29 protein-coding genes are annotated in these 23,209 nt (G+C 71.9%); all 29 read left to right on the top strand.

The features are described 5' to 3' along the window. Window positions 1-3: 3 nt before the first annotated feature. The 29 genes from KVT45_RS22195 to KVT45_RS22055 all read left to right on the top strand — a co-directional run bounded on the left by KVT45_RS22195 (window position 4) and on the right by KVT45_RS22055 (window position 23,206). Window positions 4-699: a hypothetical protein gene (locus KVT45_RS22195; RefSeq protein ID WP_254647160.1), complete on the top strand. Its 696-nt coding sequence runs from the start codon at window positions 4-6 to the stop codon at window positions 697-699. Between the two features lie 42 nt (window positions 700-741). Next, the gene (locus KVT45_RS22190) at window positions 742-1,527 is read left to right on the top strand and encodes a hypothetical protein (RefSeq protein ID WP_217550037.1); all 786 of its coding nucleotides are present in this window, start codon (window positions 742-744) and stop codon (window positions 1,525-1,527) included. Window positions 1,528-1,549: 22 nt separating this feature from the next. Further along, window positions 1,550-2,086 (top strand): hypothetical protein, encoded by a 537-nt coding sequence (locus KVT45_RS22185; protein WP_254647159.1) that lies wholly within the window; start codon window positions 1,550-1,552, stop codon window positions 2,084-2,086. 70 nt (window positions 2,087-2,156) lie between these two features. Continuing rightward, window positions 2,157-3,143 carry a hypothetical protein gene (locus KVT45_RS22180; protein WP_308310839.1) on the top strand — a complete coding sequence of 329 codons (987 nt, stop codon included), beginning with the start codon at window positions 2,157-2,159 and terminating at the stop codon, window positions 3,141-3,143. Continuing rightward, window positions 3,140-3,883, top strand: coding sequence for a hypothetical protein (locus KVT45_RS22175; protein WP_217550035.1), 744 nt, complete (start codon window positions 3,140-3,142; stop codon window positions 3,881-3,883). The genes KVT45_RS22180 and KVT45_RS22175 overlap by 4 nt, the downstream gene beginning before the upstream one ends. Next, entirely contained in the window at window positions 3,880-4,416 is a 537-nt protein-coding gene (locus KVT45_RS22170) for a hypothetical protein (RefSeq protein WP_217550033.1), read from the top strand. The genes KVT45_RS22175 and KVT45_RS22170 overlap by 4 nt, the downstream gene beginning before the upstream one ends. Before the next feature lie 84 nt (window positions 4,417-4,500). Continuing rightward, on the top strand, window positions 4,501-5,007 hold the full coding sequence (locus tag KVT45_RS22165) for a hypothetical protein (RefSeq protein ID WP_217550031.1): 507 nt from the start codon (window positions 4,501-4,503) through the stop codon (window positions 5,005-5,007). Continuing rightward, on the top strand, window positions 4,899-5,606 hold the full coding sequence (locus KVT45_RS22160; RefSeq protein ID WP_254647158.1) for a hypothetical protein: 708 nt from the start codon (window positions 4,899-4,901) through the stop codon (window positions 5,604-5,606). Before KVT45_RS22165 ends, KVT45_RS22160 begins: the two co-directional genes overlap by 109 nt. Window positions 5,607-5,732: 126 nt before the next feature. Next, a complete protein-coding gene (locus KVT45_RS22155; protein WP_254647197.1) occupies window positions 5,733-6,425 on the top strand; it encodes a glycosyltransferase family 2 protein in 693 nt (230 codons plus the stop codon). Further along, window positions 6,425-6,940 (top strand): hypothetical protein, encoded by a 516-nt coding sequence (locus KVT45_RS22150; protein WP_217550029.1) that lies wholly within the window; start codon window positions 6,425-6,427, stop codon window positions 6,938-6,940. The genes KVT45_RS22155 and KVT45_RS22150 overlap by 1 nt, the downstream gene beginning before the upstream one ends. Before the next feature lie 23 nt (window positions 6,941-6,963). Beyond that, window positions 6,964-8,151, top strand: a complete 1,188-nt coding sequence (locus KVT45_RS22145; protein ID WP_254647157.1) for a hypothetical protein — start codon at window positions 6,964-6,966, stop codon at window positions 8,149-8,151. A gap of 456 nt (window positions 8,152-8,607) precedes the next feature. Further along, window positions 8,608-8,952, top strand: coding sequence for a hypothetical protein (locus KVT45_RS22140; RefSeq protein ID WP_217550027.1), 345 nt, complete (start codon window positions 8,608-8,610; stop codon window positions 8,950-8,952). 128 nt (window positions 8,953-9,080) lie between these two features. Next, window positions 9,081-9,431 (top strand): hypothetical protein, encoded by a 351-nt coding sequence (locus tag KVT45_RS22135; protein ID WP_217550025.1) that lies wholly within the window; start codon window positions 9,081-9,083, stop codon window positions 9,429-9,431. A gap of 289 nt (window positions 9,432-9,720) precedes the next feature. After that, complete coding sequence (locus tag KVT45_RS22130; protein ID WP_217550181.1) at window positions 9,721-9,942, top strand: hypothetical protein; 222 nt, start codon at window positions 9,721-9,723, stop codon at window positions 9,940-9,942. Between the two features lie 195 nt (window positions 9,943-10,137). Continuing rightward, window positions 10,138-11,280 carry an AAA family ATPase gene (locus KVT45_RS22125; protein WP_217550179.1) on the top strand — a complete coding sequence of 381 codons (1,143 nt, stop codon included), beginning with the start codon at window positions 10,138-10,140 and terminating at the stop codon, window positions 11,278-11,280. Next, entirely contained in the window at window positions 11,277-13,076 is a 1,800-nt protein-coding gene (locus tag KVT45_RS22120) for a hypothetical protein (RefSeq protein ID WP_217550023.1), read from the top strand. The genes KVT45_RS22125 and KVT45_RS22120 overlap by 4 nt, the downstream gene beginning before the upstream one ends. 208 nt (window positions 13,077-13,284) lie before the next feature. Further along, window positions 13,285-13,776, top strand: coding sequence for a hypothetical protein (locus KVT45_RS22115; RefSeq protein WP_217550021.1), 492 nt, complete (start codon window positions 13,285-13,287; stop codon window positions 13,774-13,776). 108 nt (window positions 13,777-13,884) lie between these two features. Continuing rightward, on the top strand, window positions 13,885-14,307 hold the full coding sequence (locus KVT45_RS22110; RefSeq protein WP_217550019.1) for a hypothetical protein: 423 nt from the start codon (window positions 13,885-13,887) through the stop codon (window positions 14,305-14,307). Further along, a complete protein-coding gene (locus tag KVT45_RS22105; RefSeq protein ID WP_217550017.1) occupies window positions 14,304-14,603 on the top strand; it encodes a hypothetical protein in 300 nt (99 codons plus the stop codon). The genes KVT45_RS22110 and KVT45_RS22105 overlap by 4 nt, the downstream gene beginning before the upstream one ends. Continuing rightward, the gene (locus tag KVT45_RS22100) at window positions 14,600-15,523 is read left to right on the top strand and encodes a hypothetical protein (protein WP_254647154.1); all 924 of its coding nucleotides are present in this window, start codon (window positions 14,600-14,602) and stop codon (window positions 15,521-15,523) included. Before KVT45_RS22105 ends, KVT45_RS22100 begins: the two co-directional genes overlap by 4 nt. 32 nt (window positions 15,524-15,555) lie before the next feature. Beyond that, entirely contained in the window at window positions 15,556-16,314 is a 759-nt protein-coding gene (locus tag KVT45_RS22095; protein ID WP_217550015.1) for a hypothetical protein, read from the top strand. 11 nt (window positions 16,315-16,325) lie between these two features. Further along, window positions 16,326-17,087, top strand: coding sequence for a DUF317 domain-containing protein (locus tag KVT45_RS22090; RefSeq protein ID WP_217550013.1), 762 nt, complete (start codon window positions 16,326-16,328; stop codon window positions 17,085-17,087). A gap of 300 nt (window positions 17,088-17,387) precedes the next feature. Then, window positions 17,388-17,774 carry a hypothetical protein gene (locus tag KVT45_RS22085; protein ID WP_217550011.1) on the top strand — a complete coding sequence of 129 codons (387 nt, stop codon included), beginning with the start codon at window positions 17,388-17,390 and terminating at the stop codon, window positions 17,772-17,774. Then, window positions 17,771-18,574, top strand: a complete 804-nt coding sequence (locus tag KVT45_RS22080; protein ID WP_217550175.1) for a DUF317 domain-containing protein — start codon at window positions 17,771-17,773, stop codon at window positions 18,572-18,574. Before KVT45_RS22085 ends, KVT45_RS22080 begins: the two co-directional genes overlap by 4 nt. A gap of 170 nt (window positions 18,575-18,744) precedes the next feature. Then, window positions 18,745-19,611 carry a DUF317 domain-containing protein gene (locus tag KVT45_RS22075; RefSeq protein ID WP_217550010.1) on the top strand — a complete coding sequence of 289 codons (867 nt, stop codon included), beginning with the start codon at window positions 18,745-18,747 and terminating at the stop codon, window positions 19,609-19,611. Next, window positions 19,608-20,222, top strand: a complete 615-nt coding sequence (locus tag KVT45_RS22070) for a hypothetical protein (protein WP_217550007.1) — start codon at window positions 19,608-19,610, stop codon at window positions 20,220-20,222. The genes KVT45_RS22075 and KVT45_RS22070 overlap by 4 nt, the downstream gene beginning before the upstream one ends. Window positions 20,223-20,227: 5 nt before the next feature. After that, entirely contained in the window at window positions 20,228-21,004 is a 777-nt protein-coding gene (locus KVT45_RS22065; RefSeq protein WP_217550005.1) for a DUF317 domain-containing protein, read from the top strand. A 38-nt stretch (window positions 21,005-21,042) separates the two neighbouring features. Next, window positions 21,043-22,836 carry a type IV secretory system conjugative DNA transfer family protein gene (locus KVT45_RS22060; protein WP_217550003.1) on the top strand — a complete coding sequence of 598 codons (1,794 nt, stop codon included), beginning with the start codon at window positions 21,043-21,045 and terminating at the stop codon, window positions 22,834-22,836. Window positions 22,837-23,005: 169 nt separating this feature from the next. Further along, window positions 23,006-23,206 carry a hypothetical protein gene (locus KVT45_RS22055; protein WP_217550001.1) on the top strand — a complete coding sequence of 67 codons (201 nt, stop codon included), beginning with the start codon at window positions 23,006-23,008 and terminating at the stop codon, window positions 23,204-23,206. Window positions 23,207-23,209: the final 3 nt, after the last annotated feature.

Raw genomic sequence — 23,209 nt, 5'->3', positions numbered from 1 at the left:
GGGATGCCCCTTCCCCGGCGGCACAGCGGCCGGCACCGGCACCACCGCCTCTCTCAGCCCACGCGCCACGGCGCTCTCCATGGCACCCATCCGACCCACCCTTCAGTCAGGTCGCCACCACGGCGGCACCGCCGGCACACGAACCCTGGAGCACCGCTGCAGCACCCAGACTTCGAGCTGTACGACAACGTCGGCCGCACAGCCGACCAGATCCGCGCCTACCACACACGCTCGGCGACCAGGGCGGACCTGCACCGCTGGGCCGACCGCGACGCCGAAGCCTTCCTCACCCGCCACCCCTTGCCCTCCGAGCCGTTCCCCGCCCCGGACCTGGGCCCCTACCGCACGGCTCTGGATGCGGCCGAGACGCCGGCCGAGTTCCACGCCGTGCTCAACACCTTGCTGGACGCGGTCGAACCGTTCCTGAACGAGGTCATCGACCACCTGGTCGCCACCGCGAAGTGGAAGGGCCAAAACCGCGGAGCCGAACCCGGATCACCGCCCTGGCTGCTGCGCGGCGCCGCCAGCAGCATCGCCTCCGGGCTGGCCATGGCCACCGAAGCGGATCTCACGATCCTCCGCGCGCACTACGATCCGCCACCGGATCTGAACGCGCTCCTGAAGCAGACCCGCACAACGCCCAGCACACCTCCGGCCCCGCCCGGCCCGCAGCCCGGGTCCGCAGGACCACGGCGCTGACCTCCCACGGACCAACCACCCGCCGCAGCACCTCAGGAACAGATGCCCGCACCCCGCCCGACCTCGTTGTCCCTCTTTGCCTCCGCCCTCGCCGAACGTCTGCCCGGCACGTGGACGAGCGAGTACCACCGGTACCGCACCTTCGAGAACCAGTTCCCCACCATCGAACGGCTCTGGGACGTCGGCCACGTCGACTACATCGTCAGCCAGTACACCCTGGGCCATGACGCCGTCCTGGACGGCCCCGGCGGGCAGCAGCTCTACGTGACCGACCGGCCCCGGTACCGCCACCAGTTCGTGGTGGCCCCACTGGAGCCCGAGAGCTTCAAGACGCATCAGATATCCCCGGTGCGCGAGCCGAACGGCATCGCCGTCCCCAGCAACTCAGTCCGGGCCGCCGCCCACGTCACCCGTCGCCTCCTGCCCCGCTACCAGGCCGCCCTGGACACGGTCCGCGACAACGCCCTCGCCCAGCCCGAGCCGCCGCACCGCCAGCCTGCGGCCGAGGTCGCGCAGACCCTCACACTGGTCTGGTACCCGGACGGCGTGGTGGGCGCACCGTACGACGCGGTGCCCGAGGAAGCGCGCACGACGCTGTTCGGCTGCCGCTTCCAGTACCGCCCGAACGAGTTCGCCTTCGTGCTGCCGGCCTCCTACAGCGCCACGGAGCGCGTCCTGCTGGTCGAGCTCGCCGTCCGGCGGCTGATGGCCGCCGGTATCGGGGTCAACTTCCGCCGCGCCGCGCCCCTCCCGGCTCCCGCTGCTGCATCGGCAGCCGCACACCAGTCGGGGGTGGCCTCGGCCCCACAGTCCGCCTCCCGGCGGTAGAGACCGCCCGGCTATCAAGGAGTTGCCGCTGTCCGATCCCGACCAGCGGATGCTGCTGCACGACGTGGCCGACCGGCTCAACAGCGTCTCCGACCAGCTTCCACTCCCCGATCAGATCCGCCCGGATCCCGCGCTGAGCGAGATCCTGGACGACGAAGTCCGCCACCTGGCCCGTCTGCTGGGATTCCTGGTCGGCGAGAGCGCCTTTCGTCACCGGGCCGCCTCCTACGCCCCGGCCCCGTCCACGGCCACGGTCCGGCACACGACCCTCGCGCTCGCGAGCGCCGCCGAACCCACCGCTCTCGCGCTCGCCGCCTTCGGCGCCGCCGTCCATCACCTCGGCGAGCTCGCCGACCTCGCCCACCGGGCCCCCGGCCCCGCCCGTACCCGGGCGCTCGCCACCGAGCAGCAACAGCTCGTGGACCGTCTCGGTGCCAGCCGTATCCACCTCGCCCGGGCCGCCAAGCAGCTACGCGCTGCCGCCGACACCCGCACACCACCAGCCGCGACCGGCGTGCCCTCCCCGTCGGCCGCCACCACCCCGTCCCGTTCCCGCTGACCCCCGCCCCCGGAGCACCCTCATCCCCTCGCACACCACAACCCGCCGCACCGCCCTGCTGCTGACCGCCGTGTCCGTCGCCCTGACCGCGTCCGCGTGCAGTACCTCCTCCGACACCAGCACCTCCGCCAAGGCCACGCGCACCGCCTCTTCCACACCGGCCCCGCAGCCAGCGCTGACGACGAAGCAGGCCCTCGCCCAGATCGCCCGCTACTCCAAGATCAACAATGAGGCGAACGCGCACTCCAGCCGCAGCATCCTCGACACCGTCGAGGACGGCCCGCTGTACGCGCAGTCGGTCGCGGACTACAAGGAGAACGAGGGCCTGCCCAAGGCCGACCGCGAGACGTACAAGCCCTGGTCGTACGACCTGGACACCACCGACGTCTACATCCCCCGCGTCAGCGCCGGCCAGCCCAAGTGGTTCGCCGCCGTCAGCCGTAGCGGCAAGAAGAAGCAGTACACCCGCGTGATGGTCATGGCCGAGCAGACGAAGGCAAAGCGGAGGGAGTTGGTCGCCGCCGTCGACCTCGACGACCCCAAGCAGCTGCCGGAGATCGCCCTGGACACCCAGGGCTACGCCACCGCCGTGGACGCCACCTCCGCCCAGAACGTGGCCGCCCCTGTCGATGTGCTGCGTAGGGCTGTCGGCGACAACTTCGCCACCGGCGGCGACATCAGCGGCAAGAAGGTCTTCGCCTCCTCCAAGGCATCCGCCCGCCAGATCAAGGTGCACGACAAGACCGGCACCAAGTTCGGTACCCGCGGCACCACCGCCTTCTCCCTGGCCGGCACCCAGTTCCCCGACAGCTATGCATTGAAGACCACCGACGGCCGGGCGCTCGTGGTCTTCTCCCACACGCACACCCAGCACGACGCTGTCGACGCCGGCCTGGAGATCATCCCGGGCAAGGACGACCGCGCATGGCTCGGCACCACCAACTCGCCGACGCTCACGTACACGTTCACCTGCTCCGACGCCGCCACCGTCCCGCTCACGCCGGGCAAGTCGACGCTGATCGGCTACACCTGCCGCCGCACCAACGCCACCGCATGACCACCAACGCCCCGGACGTGAACCCTCCCTTGCCCCTCACCGCCTACGCCGCCTCGCTCGCCGAGCGGCTGCCCGGCCGCTGGCAGCCCGACCCGGCGACCACGCCCCTCGCCGAGGACCCCGCCAGCCACCGGATCTGGGACAGCGGCCCCATGGCCTACACCGCCTACGAGACCGCCGACCTCCGCCGCACCATCCTGACCTCCTTCGACGGCAGGCAGCTGTACGTCATGCCCCGGCCCTACCGCCCAGGCCAGTTCCTGGTGCTGCCGATGCTGCCCGCCGCCACCGGCCACGAGCACGTGCGGGGATTTCCCGCCCCGCGCGGCCTAGCCGTTCGCGCCGATCCCGCCCGCGCGGCGGACGCCGTACGCCGTCGGCACCTCCTGCTCGACTACCGCGTCACGGCGTTGGCCGCCTGGCGCCGCGCCAGCACCGGACGGCTCCGGGTGGACGTCAGGTTCGACGCCGAGGCCCGGCCACGTATCTACGCGCCTTATGCCCGCGCCCTGATCGAACTCCTCGCGCACGGGGGCTTCCTCCTCGACCCGGCCACCGGCGAGTGCCACCTGCCCGAGGGCCTCCCGCCGCAGCAGGCCGCCGGCCTGCTCGCCGCGAGCACCGCTCGTCTGCAGAGCCTCGGTTTCACCGTGGTATTCCGCGCAACGCACCCCCCGGTCCGCGCGGCCGGCGATCCCGTGCAACCCGCCGCCGACCAGTCTCGGGGCAGGCACCTGTGAACAACAGCGATGTCATCAACATCGGTCTGGACCGCTGCAGACGCCGCATCCAGCAGACCGCCCAGCATCTTGACCCGCCGCAGACGGGCCCGCTGCACGAGGCCCTCGGTCCCGTACTGGAACAGCTCGTCGCCGTGTACAACCTGGCCGGCGGCCTCGTCGACGAGCTGCGCCAGTCTTCCGGCCTCCCGCTCGCAACGACACCTTCGGGACGCGACTTCCTGACGCAGTTGGCTGCTGCGCTCGCGCACACCCACCGCGCCGCAAGCCACCTGAGCACCACGGTGACCGGCCTCACCGATGTCCATCGGCTCGCGCCCCGCGCCGGCACCTCCGCGACGGCGGAGAGCCGGCTCAGCGTCGCCCTCGGGCATGCCGCCGCCCTGCGCAGCCTTAAGCGTGCGCTCGCCGCCGTCACCGTGCCCGTCGCCTGCACCCCACCCACCGCGGCGTGCGCACCGGCGTCCACGGTGGCCGAGCAGCACGGCCGGGCCGCCGCCAACGACACCCGGCCGGTGCGCCGCCGCCTCTGAACGACGCGCCGCCGAAACGAGCCTGGAGCACTTCTGGCCACCCGTTCCTTCATCGCCCGTCCCACCGCCACCGGCTACGCCGGGGTGTACGTCCACTGGGACGGCTATCCCAGCCATCACCTGCCGCTGCTGCTCGCCGCGCACCAGCACCGGTTCGTTGGCGACACCGAGGCGATGGCCGCCTACCTCATCGACGACGCGCCCCAGGGCTGGTCTCGCCTCGGCACCGACCTCCTCGACGGCGCCCCCGACGCGCTGCGCGAGCGCCTCGCCGCCGGCCGCGACGAGCCCGGCACGCGCTACCCGGCCCGGCCCACCGAGCCGCCGCTGCTCTACACCGAGCGGACGGCTTCCCGTCTGAACTGGGGATATGTACTGCACCCGCACGGCATCGAAGTGATCAGCGTGCCCGGCGTGGAGCGCGGTCCGCTCGTCGCGTGGAGCACCGACCCCCGTGTCCGGCTCCGCGACACCGCGTGCCTGTGGAAGCCCGGCCAGCCGATTCCGGCCACCACACCACCCCCGGCCACCGCGCGGACCACCGTACCGGTCACCTCCTCGACGCCGGCACCGCGCACCCGCTCGCGCTGACCCGCCCCACCCTTCTGGAGACTGATCTGTCCACCCGTGCGGTCATCGCCCGCCCCACCGCCGACGGCTATGCCGGCATGTACGTCCACTTCGACGGCTACCCCGACAGCAAACTCCCGCTGCTCCTGGCCGCCTACCAGCACCGGTTCGCCGGTGACCTGGAGGCGATGGCCCGGCACCTGATCGACGAGGTCCACCACGGCTGGGAGGAGCTGGGCACCGACCTCCTCGACGGCACCCCCGCCACCCTGCGCCTCTCGCTGACCGGGGGCCAGGACTACCCCAGTCGCCAACTCACCAACGTGTACACCACCGGCGGCGCCCCGGCCGAGCGTGAACTCATCACGCAGAACGGCACCGACGACCTGGACTGGGCCTACGTCCTGCACCCGCACGGCATCGAAGTGATCGCCCTGAGGGCGTACGACCGCGGTCCCGTCGTCGCATGGGACACCGACCCGCGCAGCGTCATCCGCGCCGATCCGGGCGCCTGGCATCCGGACTCCGCGGCCCCGGTCGTCCCGCCGCGCTTCATGCCCCACTTGTCCACCACCATGCCCGTCACCGCGCCGGCCCCGAACAGGGCCGCCCGCCGATAGCCCACGGCAGCCGTGCACCGATCCGCTGCCCGCCTGGAGAACCCTCTGTCCCCGCGCCCCCGCCCGAAGATCACCGTGGTCATCGCCACCCGACTCCGCACGGACCGGCTGGCGTTCCTCGTGTCCATGCATGCCAGCCTGTGCCGACAGGGTGTCCCCTGGGAGGCCGTTGTCGCCCTGGACGGCGCCGATCCGGCCCGGCTTCCCGCCGCCCTTGCTGGCGACCCGCGCGTCCGCGTCCTCGCCCTTCCGCGCCCGGTCGGTGCGGCCTGCGCCCGAAACCTGGCGCTCAACGAGGTGCGCACCGAGTACGTCAACTGGGCGGACGACGATGACGAGTTCACCGACGACGCCATGGCGCTGCGACTGCACGCCCTGGAAAATTCCGGGGTGGGCTGGTGCGCCGGATACAGCCAGGATCTCCACCCGGACGGGACCACGACCCTGTGGCGCTGCCCGCCCCCGCCCGGCCGGCACGCGGCCGGCGACGTGTGGACGTACTGGAAGGCGCCGTCCGACACCATCCCGATCGGGCCGACCACGATCCTCGCGCGCACCGATCTGGTGCGGGCCGCCCCGATGGGCGGCCTGGTCCAGGGCGAGGACTACCTGGCCGCGATCGGCGTCACCTGCCTCGCGCCCGGCATCCTGCTGCCCGTGCCGGTCTACCGCTACCGCAAACACCCCGGCCAGATGACCCGTCAAGAGAGCTACGAAGTACTGGAGTCGGCAGCCCGCCGGCATGCGTGGAACTACGGGCGCAGCCTGCGAGCCGCCCTCCATGTCCCGGCGACGAGCGATGCGGCCGGGGTGGTGTGATGGCCCCCTCCGTCTCCCAGGCCACGCTCGATCACCTGGCCCGGCGTCTGGACGAGCTGGCCGCTGAGTTTCCCACCAGGCCCGAGGCCGTCGACCTGGTCGCGCTCGCCGACGACATCGCCACGGTGTCCCACCATCTGCAGCACGCCGTTGAACGCGCCCAGGAACGGTTCACCGCCCCGGCCACGGTCCACCCGCCGGAACGCCTCGTCCTGTTCCGGCTCGCCCGGGCCACTGCGGGCATGGCGCACGCTCTGGACACCCTGGCCGAGGCGTTGACCTACGCAACGACCGGCTTCCAGCGCGAGGCGGTACCGGACCTCGCCCACTCTCCTCTGCGCAACGATCCCCAGGTTCTGCGGATGCTGACGGCCGAGAAGTACGTCGCGGCCCGTGCCCGGCTGCGCAATACCGCCTCCGACCTGCGCACTGCGCCGCCCCCGGCTGGTCCGGCCGCGCCACACGCCACACGGCCGCCCGCCGTCGCGCAGCCACCGCAGCGGGTCCGTCCCTGAACTCCCATACGAGGAAAGCCGAGTTGCCGCCGAACCCTCCCGCCCAGATCACCCTCGCCACCAGCCGCGCCCTGGGCCTGGTCGCCATCGCGTCCGGCGAGGAGTACCAACAAGCCCACCACGCCCTCCAAGACGCCGGATTCAACCGCCTGCCCAACGGGGTGTTCGCCGCCCCGCTGACCGGCCCCGAGGCCGCCCGGTCCACCGCCAGCGCCCTGGTGCACCACGCCCACCAGCACGGCGCCACCACCACCCCCAGTCCCCGGCCCTACCTCGGCGACATCGGAACCGAGATCGCTTCCCGGCTGCCTGGCACGTGGAGCGCGACACTGGAGATCTACAGCCACCCGCTGGTGCAGGAAGACCTCTGGTACGGGCTGTGGGACGCCGGCGACATCCACCGTGCCCTCGTGGAGCACCGCATCCCGTTCGCGTCCGTGCTGGAGAACACCGCCGGCACTGAGCTGCTGCTGATCGAACGTCCCGGTCACCGCAGCGGCTACCTCCTCGGGGCTCTCACCGAGCACGAGAAGGAAGACCCGCACGACGACCCCGCCACGCCGCGCAGCATCGTGCTGCCTGCCGATCCGGGCCTTGCCGCGCACGCCGTCACGCACACGTTCCTGCCCGCCTACCGCCGCGCCCTGCACCACCGGGACCTGAACACCGTCTTGAGAGCGCTGGAACGGATCCGGGAAGAACACGAGACACTCCAGGCGATCAAGGAGTCCGGCCGCTACAGCGACGGTGTCCCGCTCCGCGACACTCGCCTGGTCGCCGGAATGGAACGAGACTTCGCCGACTGGGCCTGGCTCTCTTTCACCCAGGTTCTCGAACACGCTCCCGGCCTGCTGGCCTGGTGCCGCCCCAGGGCCACCCCGTGGCCCCAGGACGCCGCCGCGATGAGCCGCCTGCGCGAGGCGCTCGCCGAGAGCGAGGACGCCTGGAACGAGTGGAACGACACGCGGAACGACCTGTGCTCGATCCTCCCGGGGATGCCCACCCACGAATGGAGCCAGATCCGGGGCCGCCTCGGCCTCTCTGTGCTGCCCGCGATCGAGACCTGGCTTGCCGACGGCGAAACGTTCGAGCGCCAGGTCCGCGCCGCCGTGCCGGGCGGGCCGGCAGCCCTGTCGGCGCCCAGCCCGCGGCTGCTCACCGCCCGCCCGGCACTGCCGCCCACGCCCCCAGCCACACCAGCCCACCGCTGAACGCACGCCTGAAGGATTCGTCTCTGTCCGGCCACCTCCGCTTCACCACCCACTCCGAACACGGCTACATCGCCGAAGTCGCCCCCAGATTCCCGGTCATCTGGCCGACTGGCTCCTCACTCACAAGCAGTTCGAGCCCAATCCCAGCACCACCAACCGGTACCGGCTCACCCGTCCCGAACGCGACGGTCGCCAGGCGGTCCGGGATCTGCGCGCCCTCGGCTACCCGGTGGGCACCGCCGCCACCCTCAACCCGGCTGGTGCTCCCGGCCCATCCCAATCCGGAGGCACCAGCGGCCTGTTGGAACGCCGCACCCGCATCGCACAGGCCGCGGCCACCCGCTCCCCGCAGACCCACACCGCCCCGGCAGCATCCCTCCCCGTGTCTGTCCGGCAGACCGCCACCGCCGTGCCCGCGGGCGGCAGAGCACGGACACTCGGCGGAGGGCAGGGCCGATGAGCGACGCCGCGATCCGCATCACCCGTGGCCCGGGCGGCGAAGTCGAAGTCGACGGTCCGGTCGACACCTTCGCCGCCAGCGTCCTGGCCCGCGCCGGATTCGACACCCACCCCATGCTGCGCGACGTCTGGATCCGCCTGCCGTTCGACCGGGGCCACCGGTGGGAGAACGAACACGCCACCTGGGCGGCCGAGATGCTCACCGCGGCCCGGTACCGCGTCGACCGCGCCCCCGACCTGAACCCCATCCCGACCGATGCATCAGCGCCGCCGCGCCGCGCGAAGACCGCTAGGACTACGCAACCCTCACCCGCCGGCACCACGCGGCGTCCACGTCACTGACCTGGCTTCCCGCTCCAGCCAACTCGTCTTCCCAGAAGGGACCTTCCGCCATACCCCGCTCGACCGCACCTGCCTGGAACTGCCACGACGACGCCTGCCCGGTCTGCACTGCGCCGCAGCGCGACGAGATGAGCCTGATGCGCTGCGCCATCCTCACGCTGCTGGAACACGGCCGTTGGATGGCCGCCGACAACATCCCCCTGCGCGAGATCTTGTCCTCCGCCAGCAGCGGTTACCTGACCGGCTTTCCCGGCGATGGCGTCCCGGCGCCCGCCGCCGAGCACTGGTCCTGGCTCGACGCCGAGCTGCGCCTGACCGTCGCCCGCGCCGCCGGACTGGACGCCGTCAGCACCCTCGACCCGCGCATCGGCCGCGTCCTTGCCACCGCCGCCCGCCGCACCTCGCGGCGCCAGATCGACCTCCTCGACCGCGCCGCCGCGCAGTTCACCGAACTCCACACACCCCCCCGCACCGCCTGAATCCACCGGCACCCCACGCCACCACCCTGACAAGGAGATTCCCCCGTACATGGCCGTTGTTGGTACACCCGGCCATCAGAACGTGCGGAAAGGCGAGTCAGGTTGCTGCGGGGCGGAGAGGCCCGCCCTGGAGCATGTCGGCTGTCATTGCCCATCGTTCGTGGTCCAGCCACGCACCGTTGATGTGCTGGAAGCTCCGGGCCCGCCTCGCCTTCGCCCAACACCCCACCGCTTTCCCGCCACCACCGATAGAGGATCCGCCTTGCCCGAAGCACCAGCAGAGCCGTTCATGACGATCCGGCACACCATCACCGGCGAGATCACCACCACCGGCTACAACGCCGCCGCCCGGCGGATCCTGCTCCAGGCCGGCTTCGAAGAGACGCCAGGCTGCGCCTGCCGGGCGACGGAACCCGGTACGGAGCAGGCGCACGGGCCTGCTCGGCAGCCAGCGAGCTGCTCGTCGCCGACCATCCCCTGCACCTGGACCGAGCCCTCGGTCGGCCGGTGAGCGCCGACGCTACGCCCCGGTTGGCCCGGTCACCGATGCCGACACAGTCCGTGATCCGCTCCCAGAGCGGCCAGCCCCTCCAGCGCATCGCCAACCCCCTGCCGCACCCGCACCTTTTGAAGGATCCTCGTATTGACCACACCCGGAACGCCTACCAGTCCAGCGCGCACCAAGGGCGGCGAACTACGGGCCAAGGTGGCCCGACTGCTGGCCGACCGGCCGGCGGACACGCTCACCATCGGGGACATGGCCAGGCAGCTGGGCCACTCCCACGGCGCCGTCCGCAACGCCGCCCTCACCCTGGTGCGACGCGGCGAGGCCGACCAAAGCGGAATGGGACAACCGGAGTTCCGCGCGAACGCGAAAACCGCCGCAGCCGCGCAGACCGCTGTGATCAGCCCACCGGGCACCCACTCTCCCCGCGCCCAGGCGGCCACGGCCCGCACGCCCCTTCCCGCAGCAGCCACGGCCAGGCAGAGCGGCCCGATCCGCCGCGCGGGGGGCCAGCTCTACCACCCGAGGGAGTTGGCCGATCTGCCCGACGTCGAGGCGTTGAATCGCTTGCGTGACGCCGACGTGCCGGTGCTGCTCTACGGCCCTCCGGGCACCGGCAAGACGAGTCTGGTCGAGGCGGCGTTCCCGGACCTGCTCACCGTCGCGGGTGACGGCGACACCACGGTCGGCGACTTGATCGGCGAGTACACACAGGACGACGCGGGAGCCTACGTCTTCCAGTACGGTCCGCTGGTCACCGCGATGACCGAGGGCCGCGCCCTGCTGATCGACGATGCCACCTTGATCTCACCGAAGGTCCTGGCGGCGCTGTATCCCGCGATGGACGGGCGCAGGCAGATCCAGGTCAAGGCCCACAAGGGCGAGACCATCAAGGCCGAGCCGGGCTTCTACGTGGTGGCGGGCCACAATCCCGGCGTCCACGGGGCGGTGTTGACGGAGGCGCTCGCGAGCCGGTTCAGCGTGCAAATCCAGATCGGCACGGACTATGACCTCGCCCTGGCGCTGAGGATCGATGCCCGGGTGGTGCGGGTCGCCCGACACCTCTCCCGCCAAGTCGAACTCGGCGAGCTGGGCTGGGCCCCCCAACTGCGAGAGCTGCTCAGCTACCAGAAGACCGAGGCCGTCCTCGGCACCAAAGCCGCGCTCGCGAACCTGGTCGGCATCGCTCCTGTGGAGGATCGCGACGCCGTCGCCGCCGCCGTCATCAAGGCTGCCGGCGTCAAGGAGGTCGCGCCCCTCACCCTCGGCAAGCAACTCCCCGCCTCAGCCGTCCGGCAGCCCCCGGGCAGCACCGGCTCCGCGCACCGGGGCCGCTCGCGATGAGCGCCCACCACCACGTCCAGTCCCCCGCCACCACCCGGGACGACGACGCCGACCTCGCGCGATGGGACGACGACGGCGCCCCGCCCGCGCAACCCCGTTCCTCCCCGGCCGCGTGGCTGCGCGTGGGAGCCGAACTCGGCGACCGTCTGATCACCCTCTCCGGCCGCCAGGACCTCCTCGTCACCTGCCGCCCCGGCACGCGCAGCGGCGCACCGGCCGCGTTCTTCCCCACTCTGGGCGAGGTCGAGTTCGACGCCGGCCTGTTCGCCCCGCTGAAGCCCCACGAGATCCATCCGCGGATCGTGGGCGACGAGGAGCGGTATCCCGCCGCCTGGGGAGTGTTCGTCCACGAGGCCGCGCACGCGGCCCACTCCCTCTGGACGGCGCCTGCCGGAGCGAACCCCCGTGTCGTCGAGGCCGCGCTCCTGCTGGAGGAGAGCCGCGTCGAAGGCGCACACCTGATCACGCGGCCCACGGACCGCATGTACCTGCGCACCAGTGCCCGAACCCTGGTCATGCCCGACATCGCCCACCCCACCCTCCAGGGCATCGAGCACGCCGCCGCCGTGGCGGCCCTGGTCCTCGGCCGCCGTGACGTCGGCATCCTGGACGCCGGCGAGACCCGGGCCGTCGCCGATCTGTGCGCAAAGGTGCTGGGCGCAAACCTGCTGGCCACCCTCACCCGCATCTGGACCGCAGCCCACCAGTGCGCCGACCACGACGCCACGACCATGCTCGCGCACGCTCAACAATGGTGCGACGCTCTGGACACCGCGGCCCCCGCCCTGCCCGTGCCGGAGAACCTCACCGATCTGCTGTCCGGCGCCGTGGGGGTCGTCATGGACAGCACGGCAGCCACCGACGCCGCCGACCTCGCGGCACAGGCCGCAGCGACCAACGCCATGGCCGCGCAGTCCAAGGCTCAGGCTCAGGACCGCGCCCAGCGGGCCGGCCAGCGACGCAAAGCCGCCGCCACCGCCAAGTCGGTCTTCAACGCCCGTGGCACCACCGTCACCCCCGACGGCACACCGGCGCCCCACGGCAACCCGGTCACCGGCACCCGCAGGCCCACCGCCGCCGAGCAGAGTGCCGCCGCGCGCCTGAGCCGCGCCCTGCGTGCCGCCGCCTACCGCGAGCGGACCGAGGAGCGGACCACCAGCCCCACCCCGCCCGGCCGCCTCAACATGCGCGCGGCCCTCGCCCGCGACGCTCAGCGCGCGGCCGGGTCGGTCCCCACCGCACAACCGTTCACCCACACCCGCCGCCGGAACTCCCCCACCCCACCGCTGCGTGTGGGTATCGCCGTCGACGTCTCCGGCTCCATGCGTGCCGCCTGCGCGCCCGTCGCGTCCGCTGCCTGGATCATGGCACGCGCAGCAGCCCTGACCGACCCCGACTCCCTTACCGCCACCATCGCCTATGACAGGCACCTGACCGCATTGACCCGGCCCACCCACCGAGCACCAGAGCGCGTGACGACGTTCGATGCCAACGGCGGCCACCACAACCTCGGCGACGCCATCGACGCACTCGACCACGGCCTCGAACTCAGCCGACCCGGCGCCGGCCGCCTCCTCGTGATCGTCACCGACGCCCACTACGGCAGCGACGAAACCGCTCAAGCCGTCACCCGCGTCAAGCAGCTCACGACCGCCGGTTGCGCCGTACTCCAGCTCACCCTCACCGCGAAGTCCCAGCACTTGCCGGGGACCACCTTGCTGCACCTGCCCCAGCCCTCCAGCGCTCCCGTCGCCATCGCCAAGGCGGCCACAGACGCCATCCGCAGGACACGCTGAGACGACGCAGAAGGCGGAAGGGTCCCCGAGACCACCGCCAAGCACTCCAGACCACCTCCGCCGACCGCATGAATCGTGCATCTGATGCACGACCCTCCGCAACGACGCAGGCCACCACCCCAACCGCCATCGAAAGGCACTCGATTTGAAGCCCCAGACCAGCAGCCCGACCTCGAACGTAACGCCCAGCAAACGGAATTCCCCGGGGGTGCGTACGCACTGGACCGTAACTCACGTATGCGGACACGAAGTTTCGCATGATCTTTCCGGCCGTCCGGCCGACCGGCGCGCCTCCTTCGCCCGCTGGCTGCAGGAACGTGACTGCTCCGCCTGCTGGAAGGCCGCACGTGAGAAGGACGGCGCCGGCAAGGAGGAGTGGCTGGCCGCCAAGCGCGCCGAGGAGCAGCGGGCCGCCGCCGAGTGGGCCGCGCAGTTCGACATGCCACCGCTCGAAGGACCCGAGAGGGCCCTCGCCTGGGGCGAACGCTCCCGCCACCAGCTCGTCACCGCCGGCTACCGCGCGCTGGTGACCGAGGGCAACTGGGACGAGGCCGACTGGGCCGTCCTGGAGGACACGATCCGCACCCTCACCCGCGCCGGATGGTGGATCGACCAGAGGGATGCCGAGGCCACTGACCTGCCCGAACTCCTGGACGCCGCCACATCCGACGACATCGGAACCGAGAACCCGTTCCGGTAGAGGCGAGCGTTATACCCGACGATCCCCGGTTACCGAAACCGGGGATTCTCCGGAGTCTTGTTCCTCCCACCGCCTGTCTGCGCCTGCTCGTGGAAGGAACTCCCTGCTGTGCCCGACGCCGTCTCCCGTCCCCTCCATGCCCCCGGTGACATCGTCACCCCGGAACGGGACATCACCCACCAGCACTTCCGGCCCGGCGACGAGGTCGTGATCCTCAAGGGCGCCTCCGGCCACGACCTGTGGGGGGACGTCTACCGGGTCGTCACGCCCTCGTGGCACACGCCGACCGACGAGGACGGGTGGCGGCTGTACGACCCGGCCGGCGGGGCGCGCACCTATGTCACCGCGCACCCGCGTTACCTCGTTCATCGCTCCCGCCGCTGCGCCGACTGCCTCATCTACCGGCAGGCGCTGCGGACTTACCTCCTGCCGCGCCTGGCCGGCGCCGACTGGGTCGTCGACTGCGGCTGGTACGCGCTCACGCCCCTCAACCAGGTGGTGCACGCCGCCGACGCCCGAGGCGGACGATGACCCCCGCCTGTGCCCCGGAGCGCACCGCGGCGATGGCGCGTGCCGCGTCGATCGCCGTCGAGACGGTCACCGGAACCCAGTGGCCGGTGCGGCTGGCCGAGGCCCTGCATACGTCGGCACTGCGCGCGCTGGGTCACCGCCCCCAGGCACACGCGGCCATCGATCGTGCCCTGGGACTCCTGCCGCCGGGACAGCCTGCCGTCCACGCGGACGAGGTGCGCGAACACATTCTGATCACCGTCGCGTTCGACCTGACCCGACTCGCCCCTCAGGGCAGGAAGCCCGGGTCTCGTTGATCGTCCGTATCCGTCCGCGCGACTCCATGCCCTTCGGGCCGCTCGCCGAGGCCCTCGGCCGACCGGTCAGTGACCACGAGCAACTGACCGAGTACACGGTGGTCGCCCGCTGGCCGGGGCTGGACCATTGCACGCCCGACGACGAGCAGAAGACGTGGACGTCCGCCGAATGGGCCGACCACCTGGACGACCCCAGCAGGTGGCACGCGTTCGCGGTCAGTCCGCAGGACGACCGTCGCACCATCTGGCACGCGGACATCCGTCTGCATCCCGCCGACCGCGTGCTCACCGGTCCGGAGTGGTCCGAGATCGCCCACCGGCTCGCCCGCATAGCGGGTATCCAGCGGCCGGGGGACGACCAGGGCTGCCGCTGGATCGCCGTCCAGGCACAACCCGGCCGCCTCGACCTGCTCGCCAACCTCATCCGCGCGGACGGCACCTGGACCACGCAGCACCACCGGCTGCCCGCGCTGCTGGCCGTCGAGTGCCGGCGCATCGAGGCCGAACTCGGGCTGCGCGCGCCCCGGGGCGGCGGCCCGGATCCCGGGCAGAGCGCCCGGTTCGCGCAACGCGCCACCGCACCGGTCAACCGTCCTTCGCCCGGCGCCCTGGACGCCACCGCGCAACTCGGTGGACTGCTGCGGCAGCTCACCGACGAGAACACCGGGCCACTCGCGACCGTGCGCGGTCTCGTCGAGCACACGGCCCACCGTCTCGGCCGCCTCCCGCACGCCTACGGCCCGGCCGCGGGACACCAGCTGGAGCTGATTGCCCGCCGCTTGCACGGAATCCAGCAGGACCTCGACGCCACCGCCGCCGCGCTGCCCACCGCGGCAGGGCCGACGCCGTTTCCGGTCCGGTCGGCCACCCGCCCCGTCATCGCGCCCGCAGCGCCGGCCCCGGCCAACGGCCGCCGCTGACCCCACCCCTCTTAGTTTCTTCCGAGGAGACCATGCCCGACCCCACCCCCGACACCGGCCTCGGCTCGTTCGCAGCCGTCCTCGCCGGCGAACTGCCCGGCGCCTGGACCATCACGTACCACCCGGACCGCGGCAGCGCGACCGGCCACGACGCCCTCACCGACCAGGTGTGGGACATGAACGAGGTCGCCAACACCCTGGCCCGGCGCGGCGTGGACCACTGCGCCGTACTGACCCGCGAGGACGGCACCCGCCTGTTCGTCGCGGACCGTCCGGGGCCCGGCGAGGGCTACCTGATCGCCGCTATGGCCCCCGCCGACGCACCGGCCGAAGCCTTCCGTGGCGTCCGCGAGCCCGACGGCATCGCGGTGGCCGCCGATCCGTTCAGCGCCGCCGAGGACATCCACTACGACCTGCTGCCCCGCTACGACAAGGCCCTGGCCCAGGTCCACGCCAATGCCGCCCGCCTCACGGGGTCATCGTCCGCCGAGCCGGAACCCGTGGCGATGACCTGGTCGGACGATACGCTTGTCGTCGAGCGGCCCGACCGCGACGACATCGCCGGGGCCCTGACCGAGGCCGGCTTCGTCCTCGACACCGCACGCGGCGTGTTCGTCCTGTCCGGCGACGACTCCGCCCGCCAGGCCGCGTCCGTACAAGCGGCCGGCCACCGCCTGTCCCAGCTCGGCGTCAGCGTCGTCCTGCGCCATCCGCCCGCCCGGCCCGCCCTCGGCACGGCCGCGACCATGCCGCCGAACCCGCCGGTGGCAGCCCCGCACCACAGCCGCTGACCCGATCCCCTGTGCCCCTCCCGACCCCCTACGTCCTGGCGGCACCCGGCTACCTCGCCGGCGGCAACGACTGGGAGCACCTGACCGACTGGCTGCTGCGCGGCCACGGCTGGCGCGACGCATCCACGATCGACTACCACACCCTCCTGGCCAGCCCCGACGGATACCAGCACGTCGGCCTCGACCGCCGGGGCACCTGGACCTGGTACCTGCACGCCACCCGCCCAGACGGGCGGCACTGGACCGCAACCCTCGGCGCCCATCTCCCCGTCGAGTACGTCACCGCCCTCGTGGAAACCATGCTGCGGCCCGCCACCCGCCACCGCCCCGACACCCTCCGCCCCCTGTACGCCGCCGGCTGGACCAGGGACACCGAGGCCGACGCGATCGCGGCAGTGTCACCGGACGGACTGGTCCGCTTCACCCAGGAGAACGCGGCCGGCCCGTCGCCGCACACGTGGCACGCGGCCTGCACGGTCGACGGATACACCTGGTGGTCCGCCGCCTTCACCGCCCACACCCCGCCCCGGCTCGTCGCCGCGTTCACCCGCAGCCTCGCCTGTCCCGACCCGCTGCCGCGGATGGCCATCGGGATACCGATGTACCGCTGCGGGCCCTACACCCGCCGTACCCAGACCGCTTTCGGCTGGGACGACGAACAAGCGCTGCTCGAAGCACGGATCGCCGAGGCCCGCCGCCACCGCCTCTCCAGCGCACCGGTCTCCAGGTTGCCGTCCTCGGCCGTCCGCCCCAACGCCGCCCGCGTGCGCTGACGGTCCCCTCACCGCCCTCCGCTCGTCACTCTCACTCCGGGAGCCTCCCGTCCCTCGCACACCACATCGCACTCCTGCGCCCATCACCGCTGAGCGCCCGCCCCGCCTGGCCGTGGTCCTCTTCCGCCGCTACCTGCGCGCCGTCACCCCCAGTCCCCGCGCCTGGGCCCATGTGCTGGCCAGCGGGCACCCCGAATCCGCCCTCGACGAAGCCCGCCGCGGGTACACGGGCCTTCTCATCGACAGCGACCGCAGTCGCCACCCCATCCAGCCGTCCGACCCGGCCCGTTCAGGAGGTCCATGACCGCCCCTCCGTCCCACCCCGTACGCCTCGCCGAGGACATCGCCAGCCTGCTCAAGAACCTCAACGACCAGCTCGCCCAGGCCACCCCACGCCAAGCGGCCGAGATCCTCGGCACGGTCCTCACCTACGACGACGGCGTCCTGGCCCTGGTGACCGACCTGATCGCCACCGGATCCCGCTTCGCCCAAGGGCAGGCGCACCGGGGCTCGCTCCCGCCCGAGGTGTGGCTCGCGATGGGCCGCTGCGCCAACGAACTGGGGCACATCAACGCGGAACTCGACGGGCACACCGACGCCCTCAAGCAGCTCGGGGCGCGGTCCACCGCCGGCACCACGCCGACGAAGCCCGTCCCCTCCGCCATGATCGTCAGGAGGAGCCGCTGAGCAGGAAGCAGCAGTGGACAGGCTGGGGCGCCGGTCAGCAGGCCCAGCAGCACTACCTCATCGAACCCCGCCATCTGGCCGGCGGTGGCGACGTGCGCCACGTGACCGAGTACCTGCGCGCCTCCGGCTGGAAGGACAAGTCCAAGGCCGGTGGACCTCTCGTCTTCGACAGCCCGGACAAGTCCGTGAGCATCGGATACGACCCGTTCACCCAGCCCGGCGGCTGGGCCATCCGCGGAAAACAGACCGCGCACCAGGAAGCGTGGCATGCCGCCTTCGGCCGGCAGACGCCTGTCGAGATCGTCGCTGGTCTCACCGACGCCCTGTTCGCCGAGCGCACGGCGCACGCACCCAACGTGTGGGAGCCCCTGCTGCAGCAGGGCTGGGAGACCGAGCGCGGGCGGCACTTCACCGCCCGCAGCCCGGAGGGCGACGCGTTCGTCCGCTTCCATCAGTCCGGTCCCGGGCAGGCGCACTGGTGGGCCGGTGCCCGTAATGAACACGGCCTGGTGTGGGAGGCGATGTTCACGCCGACCACGCCGATGCGGCTGGTCCAGGCGTTCAGCACGGCGCTCTGTGACCCGGAGCCGGTGATGCGGCCCCTCGGCCACATTCCGCCCTCCCAGCGGATCCGCACCACCTCGGTGTCCGTCCTGCCGTCCCAGCTCGGCGCGTGGCAGCAGGCGAGGATCACCGCCGCCCGAGCCGCCACGTGGGCCCGCCACTCCTTCGCCACCAACCGGTCCCGCACCCCGCCCGGAGCGCGCCCGTACGCCGGGCAGCCAGGCCGAACCCGGTGAGCCCGCCAACGCTCCATGGGGAAACAGCCACGACCGGACGCGTGCGCTCCTGCCTTGGCACCGCCACGGTCGGCGCCCAGTTCGGCCACGCGTTCAGCAACACGTTGCCCGCACTCGTTACAAGGCCCGCACCGTATGCCCCTCAACCAACAGGCGGGAAGGTCCGCCACGTGTCGGTGACCGAGCGGCAACTCGCCGCCTTCCGACGCGACCACGAGTCGCACTTCCTCCACGTCACCAGCCCCCGGTATCTCGCCGGTCCCGGCGATGCCCGCCACATCACCCATGCCCTGCTCGCCGCCGGCTGGAGCGTCACCTCCGACCCGGCCTGCCCGGAGACCCAGCTCACCAGCCCGGACCACTCGGCCCGCCTGGAAGTGGCGAGCCAGTCCATGCGGAGCCGCTGGTGGCACGTGACCGCCAAGCCACCCCAATCCACCACCTGGTCCGCCTCGTTCAGCCGGCAGGTCCCGGCCGAGATCCTCGCCGGGCTCACCGACACGCTCCTGACACCCACTCCCGTGCCCTTCGAGGCGCCCGACCCGTGGGACTTCTTCCACGAGGTTGGCTGGAGCGTCACCCAGAGCGAGAACGGCACCGGGCACGAAGCCCTCTCTCCGGATCGACGGGTGGTCGTCGAACACAGCCGGCCCGACGACATCGAGTCCGCCTCCTTCACCTGGCGCATCCGCGTGAAGAAGTACCCTGCGGCCGACGGCGAGAGCGCTCTCGACGGGCCTGCGGTGTGGGACGGCTGGCTCGACCAGCACACACCCGCGCACGCCGTCGCCTGTTTCATCACCGCTTTGACCAGCACCGAACCGCTCCTTCGCGGTTGGGGTCAGCACGGCTGGCCGTTCGGCGTCCACCACGAGCGGACCCACCGCACCGGCAGCGTCATCGCCGACGCCCACCAGCAGCGCATCAAGGACATCCAGGCCCGCATCCGCGCCGCCCGCCGCCGACGTCCGGATGCCGCCCCCACCTCGGCCGCCGCCATCCCGGCCTCGGTGCCGACGGCGGCGCGCCCCCGATGAGCAAGGAAAACCTCTCCCTGACCTCCCCTCTTTCCTGCCCGAGCGTCCTCCATCAACAGCGCCTTGACCAGCTCGCCGCGTTCGTACGCACCAGCGAGCAGATCCTCGACGCCTGGGACACCTACTCCGACCAGCACACCGACCCCGACTGCCAGCCCTACGACGACGAGTCCTACGGGCGGCGCGCAGCCCGGCGGGACGCCGACACCTGGGAGGCTGCCGCCCTTATCCGTCCCTTCGCCCGCGAGCTGCTCTCCACCGCCGCCGTCCAGCTCCAGCACCTGCCCGCCCGTATGGTCCAGCCGGCCTGGCCGTGGCATCTGACCGCGGCCGACGACGCCCTCGACCAGCTCGACGCCATCGAGGCCGAGGGCAGCGCCCGCCTCGACGGCCTGCCGCCGTCCGCCGGGCCGGGGACGGCGGCGTACGACGACCTGGTCGCCGCCCGTAACGCCGAGGCGTGGCACGCGCTGAACGAACTCGCCCTGCACACCCCGGCGATCCTTGCCATCCATGCCGCCGCCCAAGCCGCCCCGCCCCGCCTGGAGGCCGTCGCACCCCATCCCGCGCCGACGGTGTCCGCGAGCCCGGCACCGGCGGCCCGGAGGTGAAGCGGATGCGTTTCCTGCCGCACGACGCGGTGGACGAGGTCCTCGTCTCCCCGCCCTGCCTGGCCGGCGGCGGGGACCCGCGCTGGATCACCACAGCCCTCCACCAAGCCGACGGATGGCGCTACGACCACCTGCCGCTTTCCCCGTACGTCCACCTGGTCCGCCGCGACCAGCGGGCCGAACTGAGCCTGTATCCGGACCCGGACGAGCCGTGGTGGACGATCCTCCACGCCGCCACCGGCGAACACCCCGCCTGGTATGCGCGGTTCACAGCCCGGATCCCGGTGGAGATCCTCGCCGCGTTCACCGACGCCCTCACCGACCCCGCCACCACATCGGTTGAGGGGAACGATCCCTTCGAGATCCTGTACACAGCGGGCTGGCTGGAGCACTCCGACCTCGCCGCTTCGTCCCCCGACGGCCTCCAGCGTGCCGAACGCCCCGACCACGGGCCGTGGCCGGGCAGCTGGTTCATCACCACCACCCTGCCCGGCGACCCCGACACGGTGATCTGGCGCGCCCACCTCAGCGGCGACACCCCGCTGCCCCTGGTCACCGCCCTCGCACGCGCCCTCACCGACACCACAGCGCTGCGCCGCGACCCGGCCACGCTTCCCCTCTTCGTACGCCCCCACCTGCAGACCGTCCCCGCACCGCCGCGCCCGGACACCAGGCTGGATCCGCTGGAACAGCGCGTCCAGGACCTCGCCGCCCGACGCTCCCGTCCAGCCCCGGCCTTATCGCCGCACCGGCGTGAACCCCCACCGCGCCGTACGCGCTGACCCGGCCATGTGCCCTCTTTCCTTCTGGACTCCTGCCCTTGCCCAACACCTCGCCCTCCTCCAGCAACGACGGCTACGACGTCGCCTTCAAGGTCCTCCTCGGCGCCCTCGCCATCGCCGTCCCCCTGTCCAACCTCGCCTGGCTGTGCGGCAACTTCACCGCCCGGATCACCGCCTCAGCCCCCTGGGCGCCGTACCAGCCGGTCCAGGCCCTGCTACATCCTGCCCGGCTGTGGCCCCAGGCCGGACAGGCGTCCCTGCTCTGGGCCACCCGCATCATCCCCTTCGCCGTACTGACCGCACTCGCGCTGACCGCCGCTGTCGTCTGGTCGCGGCACAAGAACGCCGGCGGCGGGCGGAACAAAGTCGCCGCCATGGCGAAGCCGAAGGACATCGAGCCGCTGATGGCCAAGGCGATCACCTCCAAGGCGCGCTCCTTGCGGCCGAGCCTGAAAAATGCCAAGCACATCGCCCCGGCCGACACCGGCATTCTTCTCGGCAACCTGCAAGGGACCCGGCACGAGGTCCGGATGGGGTACGAGGACGTCGCCGTGGCGATCATGGCGCCGCGCAGCGGGAAGACCACCTCGCTGGCGATCCCGTCCATCCTGGCGGCCCCCGGCGCGGTCTTGCTGACCTCGAACAAGGCCGCCGGTGACGCCTACACCGCCACTCTCGACGCCCGCGCCACGGTAGGACGGGTGTGGTCGATGGACCCGCAACAGATCGCCCACGTCGCCCGGCAGATGTGGTGGGACCCGCTCGCGGATGCCACCACTCTCGACGGGGCCGGGCGGCTGGCCGGGCACTTCCTGGCCGCCTCGGTGGATGCCTCCCAGCAGGGCGACTTCTGGTCCAAGGCCGGATCCAACATCCTCTCCCAGCTGTTCCTCGCCGCCGCCCTCGACGAGCGGCCCATCACCGACGTCATGACCTGGCTGGCCTTCCCGGCCGACCGCACCCCGCTGGACATCCTGCGCGATCATTCCTTCACCGCAGTCGCCTCCCAGCTCAAGGGCACGGTCGAGGGCCCGCCGGAAACGAGGGACGGCATCTACGAGACCGCCCGCCAGTACGCCGCGGCCCTCCTCAACTCCGAGATCGCCGCCTGGGTCACCCCGCAGAAGGACGTCCCCGAATTCCGTCCCGCCGAGTTCGTCACCTCCGCCGACACCCTCTACCTACTCTCCAAGGACGGCGGTGGCGGAGCCAGCGCACTGATCGCGGCGTGCGCGGACTCCGTGATGCGCGCCGCGACCGCGCAGGCCGAACGCGCCGGCGGGCGCCTCGACCCGCCCATGCTGGCGATCCTCGACGAGGCCGCCAACGTCTGCAAGATCAGCGATCTCCCTGACCTGTACTCGCACTTGGGTTCGCGCGGGATCATCCCGATCACCATCCTGCAGTCCTACCGCCAGGGTCAGAAGGTCTGGTCGGACGCAGGCATGGACGCCATGTGGTCCGCGAGCACCATCAAGATCATCGGGAGCGGCATCGACGACCCGGACTTCGCCGACAAGCTCTCCCGCCTCATCGGTGACCACGACATGGAGACCACCTCCACCTCGGTCTCGGAGTCCGGCAAGTCGACCTCGGTATCGATGCGTCAGGAACGCATCCTGCCCGCCGACGCGATCCGCGCTCTGCCCAAGGGCACCGCCCTCTGCTTCGCCACCGGCATGCGCGCCGCCATGCTCGACCTGCGCCCCTGGTACCTCGAACCCGGCGCCGACGCCCTTGCCGCCGCCTCCGCCCGCGCGTCCAAGGCCATCACCACGCGTGCCGTCGCCAAGGCCGCCCCGCAGCAGTCCGACTTCGGCACGACGGCATGAGTTCCGCAGCACGACGCCCCGGCCTTCTCCCCGCCTACAGCGCCGGGCCTGATCCGACGGCGCAACGGTCACGGCGCGCCCTTCTGAACTCCATCCCGGTCAGCCGGACTTGACAGTTCCTCGCCCTCCATACGGCCGACGAGGCAATCCACCGCACCCAGAAGCCCCTATGCCAGAGATCCACGACGTTCGCGACGACTGGAACCCCGCACGCCGCTGCTGCCTGGAATGCGGCAACAGCACCCCCACCGTCAGACTGCGGGCCATCACCCACCCCACAACGAACCAGCAGGCTCTCGCCTGCACCAGACACACCCCCACCCTCCCAGTCAGCACGGCGCATCCGCCGATGCGCCGCCACGGACCGTGAAGA

The organism is Streptomyces sp. GbtcB6 (genome assembly GCF_019091475.1).
GTDB lineage: Bacteria > Actinomycetota > Actinomycetes > Streptomycetales > Streptomycetaceae > Streptomyces > Streptomyces hyaluromycini.
The sequence above is the reverse complement of the archived record's forward strand: the minus strand, read 5'-3'. Positions and strand labels throughout refer to the sequence as shown.

What these genes read in the sequence shown, in the direction of transcription:
- KVT45_RS22195 (WP_254647160.1), top strand. Translation starts at nt 4, where the DNA reads ATGCCCCTTCCCCGGCGGCACAGCGGCCGGCACCGGCACCACCGCCTC.
- KVT45_RS22190 (WP_217550037.1), top strand. Translation starts at nt 742, where the DNA reads ATGCCCGCACCCCGCCCGACCTCGTTGTCCCTCTTTGCCTCCGCCCTC.
- KVT45_RS22175 (WP_217550035.1), top strand. Translation starts at nt 3,140, where the DNA reads ATGACCACCAACGCCCCGGACGTGAACCCTCCCTTGCCCCTCACCGCC.
- KVT45_RS22155 (WP_254647197.1), top strand. Translation starts at nt 5,733, where the DNA reads ATGCATGCCAGCCTGTGCCGACAGGGTGTCCCCTGGGAGGCCGTTGTC.
- KVT45_RS22150 (WP_217550029.1), top strand. Translation starts at nt 6,425, where the DNA reads ATGGCCCCCTCCGTCTCCCAGGCCACGCTCGATCACCTGGCCCGGCGT.
- KVT45_RS22140 (WP_217550027.1), top strand. Translation starts at nt 8,608, where the DNA reads ATGAGCGACGCCGCGATCCGCATCACCCGTGGCCCGGGCGGCGAAGTC.
- KVT45_RS22135 (WP_217550025.1), top strand. Translation starts at nt 9,081, where the DNA reads ATGAGCCTGATGCGCTGCGCCATCCTCACGCTGCTGGAACACGGCCGT.
- KVT45_RS22130 (WP_217550181.1), top strand. Translation starts at nt 9,721, where the DNA reads ATGACGATCCGGCACACCATCACCGGCGAGATCACCACCACCGGCTAC.
- KVT45_RS22120 (WP_217550023.1), top strand. Translation starts at nt 11,277, where the DNA reads ATGAGCGCCCACCACCACGTCCAGTCCCCCGCCACCACCCGGGACGAC.
- KVT45_RS22105 (WP_217550017.1), top strand. Translation starts at nt 14,304, where the DNA reads ATGACCCCCGCCTGTGCCCCGGAGCGCACCGCGGCGATGGCGCGTGCC.
- KVT45_RS22095 (WP_217550015.1), top strand. Translation starts at nt 15,556, where the DNA reads ATGCCCGACCCCACCCCCGACACCGGCCTCGGCTCGTTCGCAGCCGTC.
- KVT45_RS22085 (WP_217550011.1), top strand. Translation starts at nt 17,388, where the DNA reads ATGACCGCCCCTCCGTCCCACCCCGTACGCCTCGCCGAGGACATCGCC.
- KVT45_RS22070 (WP_217550007.1), top strand. Translation starts at nt 19,608, where the DNA reads ATGAGCAAGGAAAACCTCTCCCTGACCTCCCCTCTTTCCTGCCCGAGC.
- KVT45_RS22065 (WP_217550005.1), top strand. Translation starts at nt 20,228, where the DNA reads ATGCGTTTCCTGCCGCACGACGCGGTGGACGAGGTCCTCGTCTCCCCG.
- KVT45_RS22055 (WP_217550001.1), top strand. Translation starts at nt 23,006, where the DNA reads ATGCCAGAGATCCACGACGTTCGCGACGACTGGAACCCCGCACGCCGC.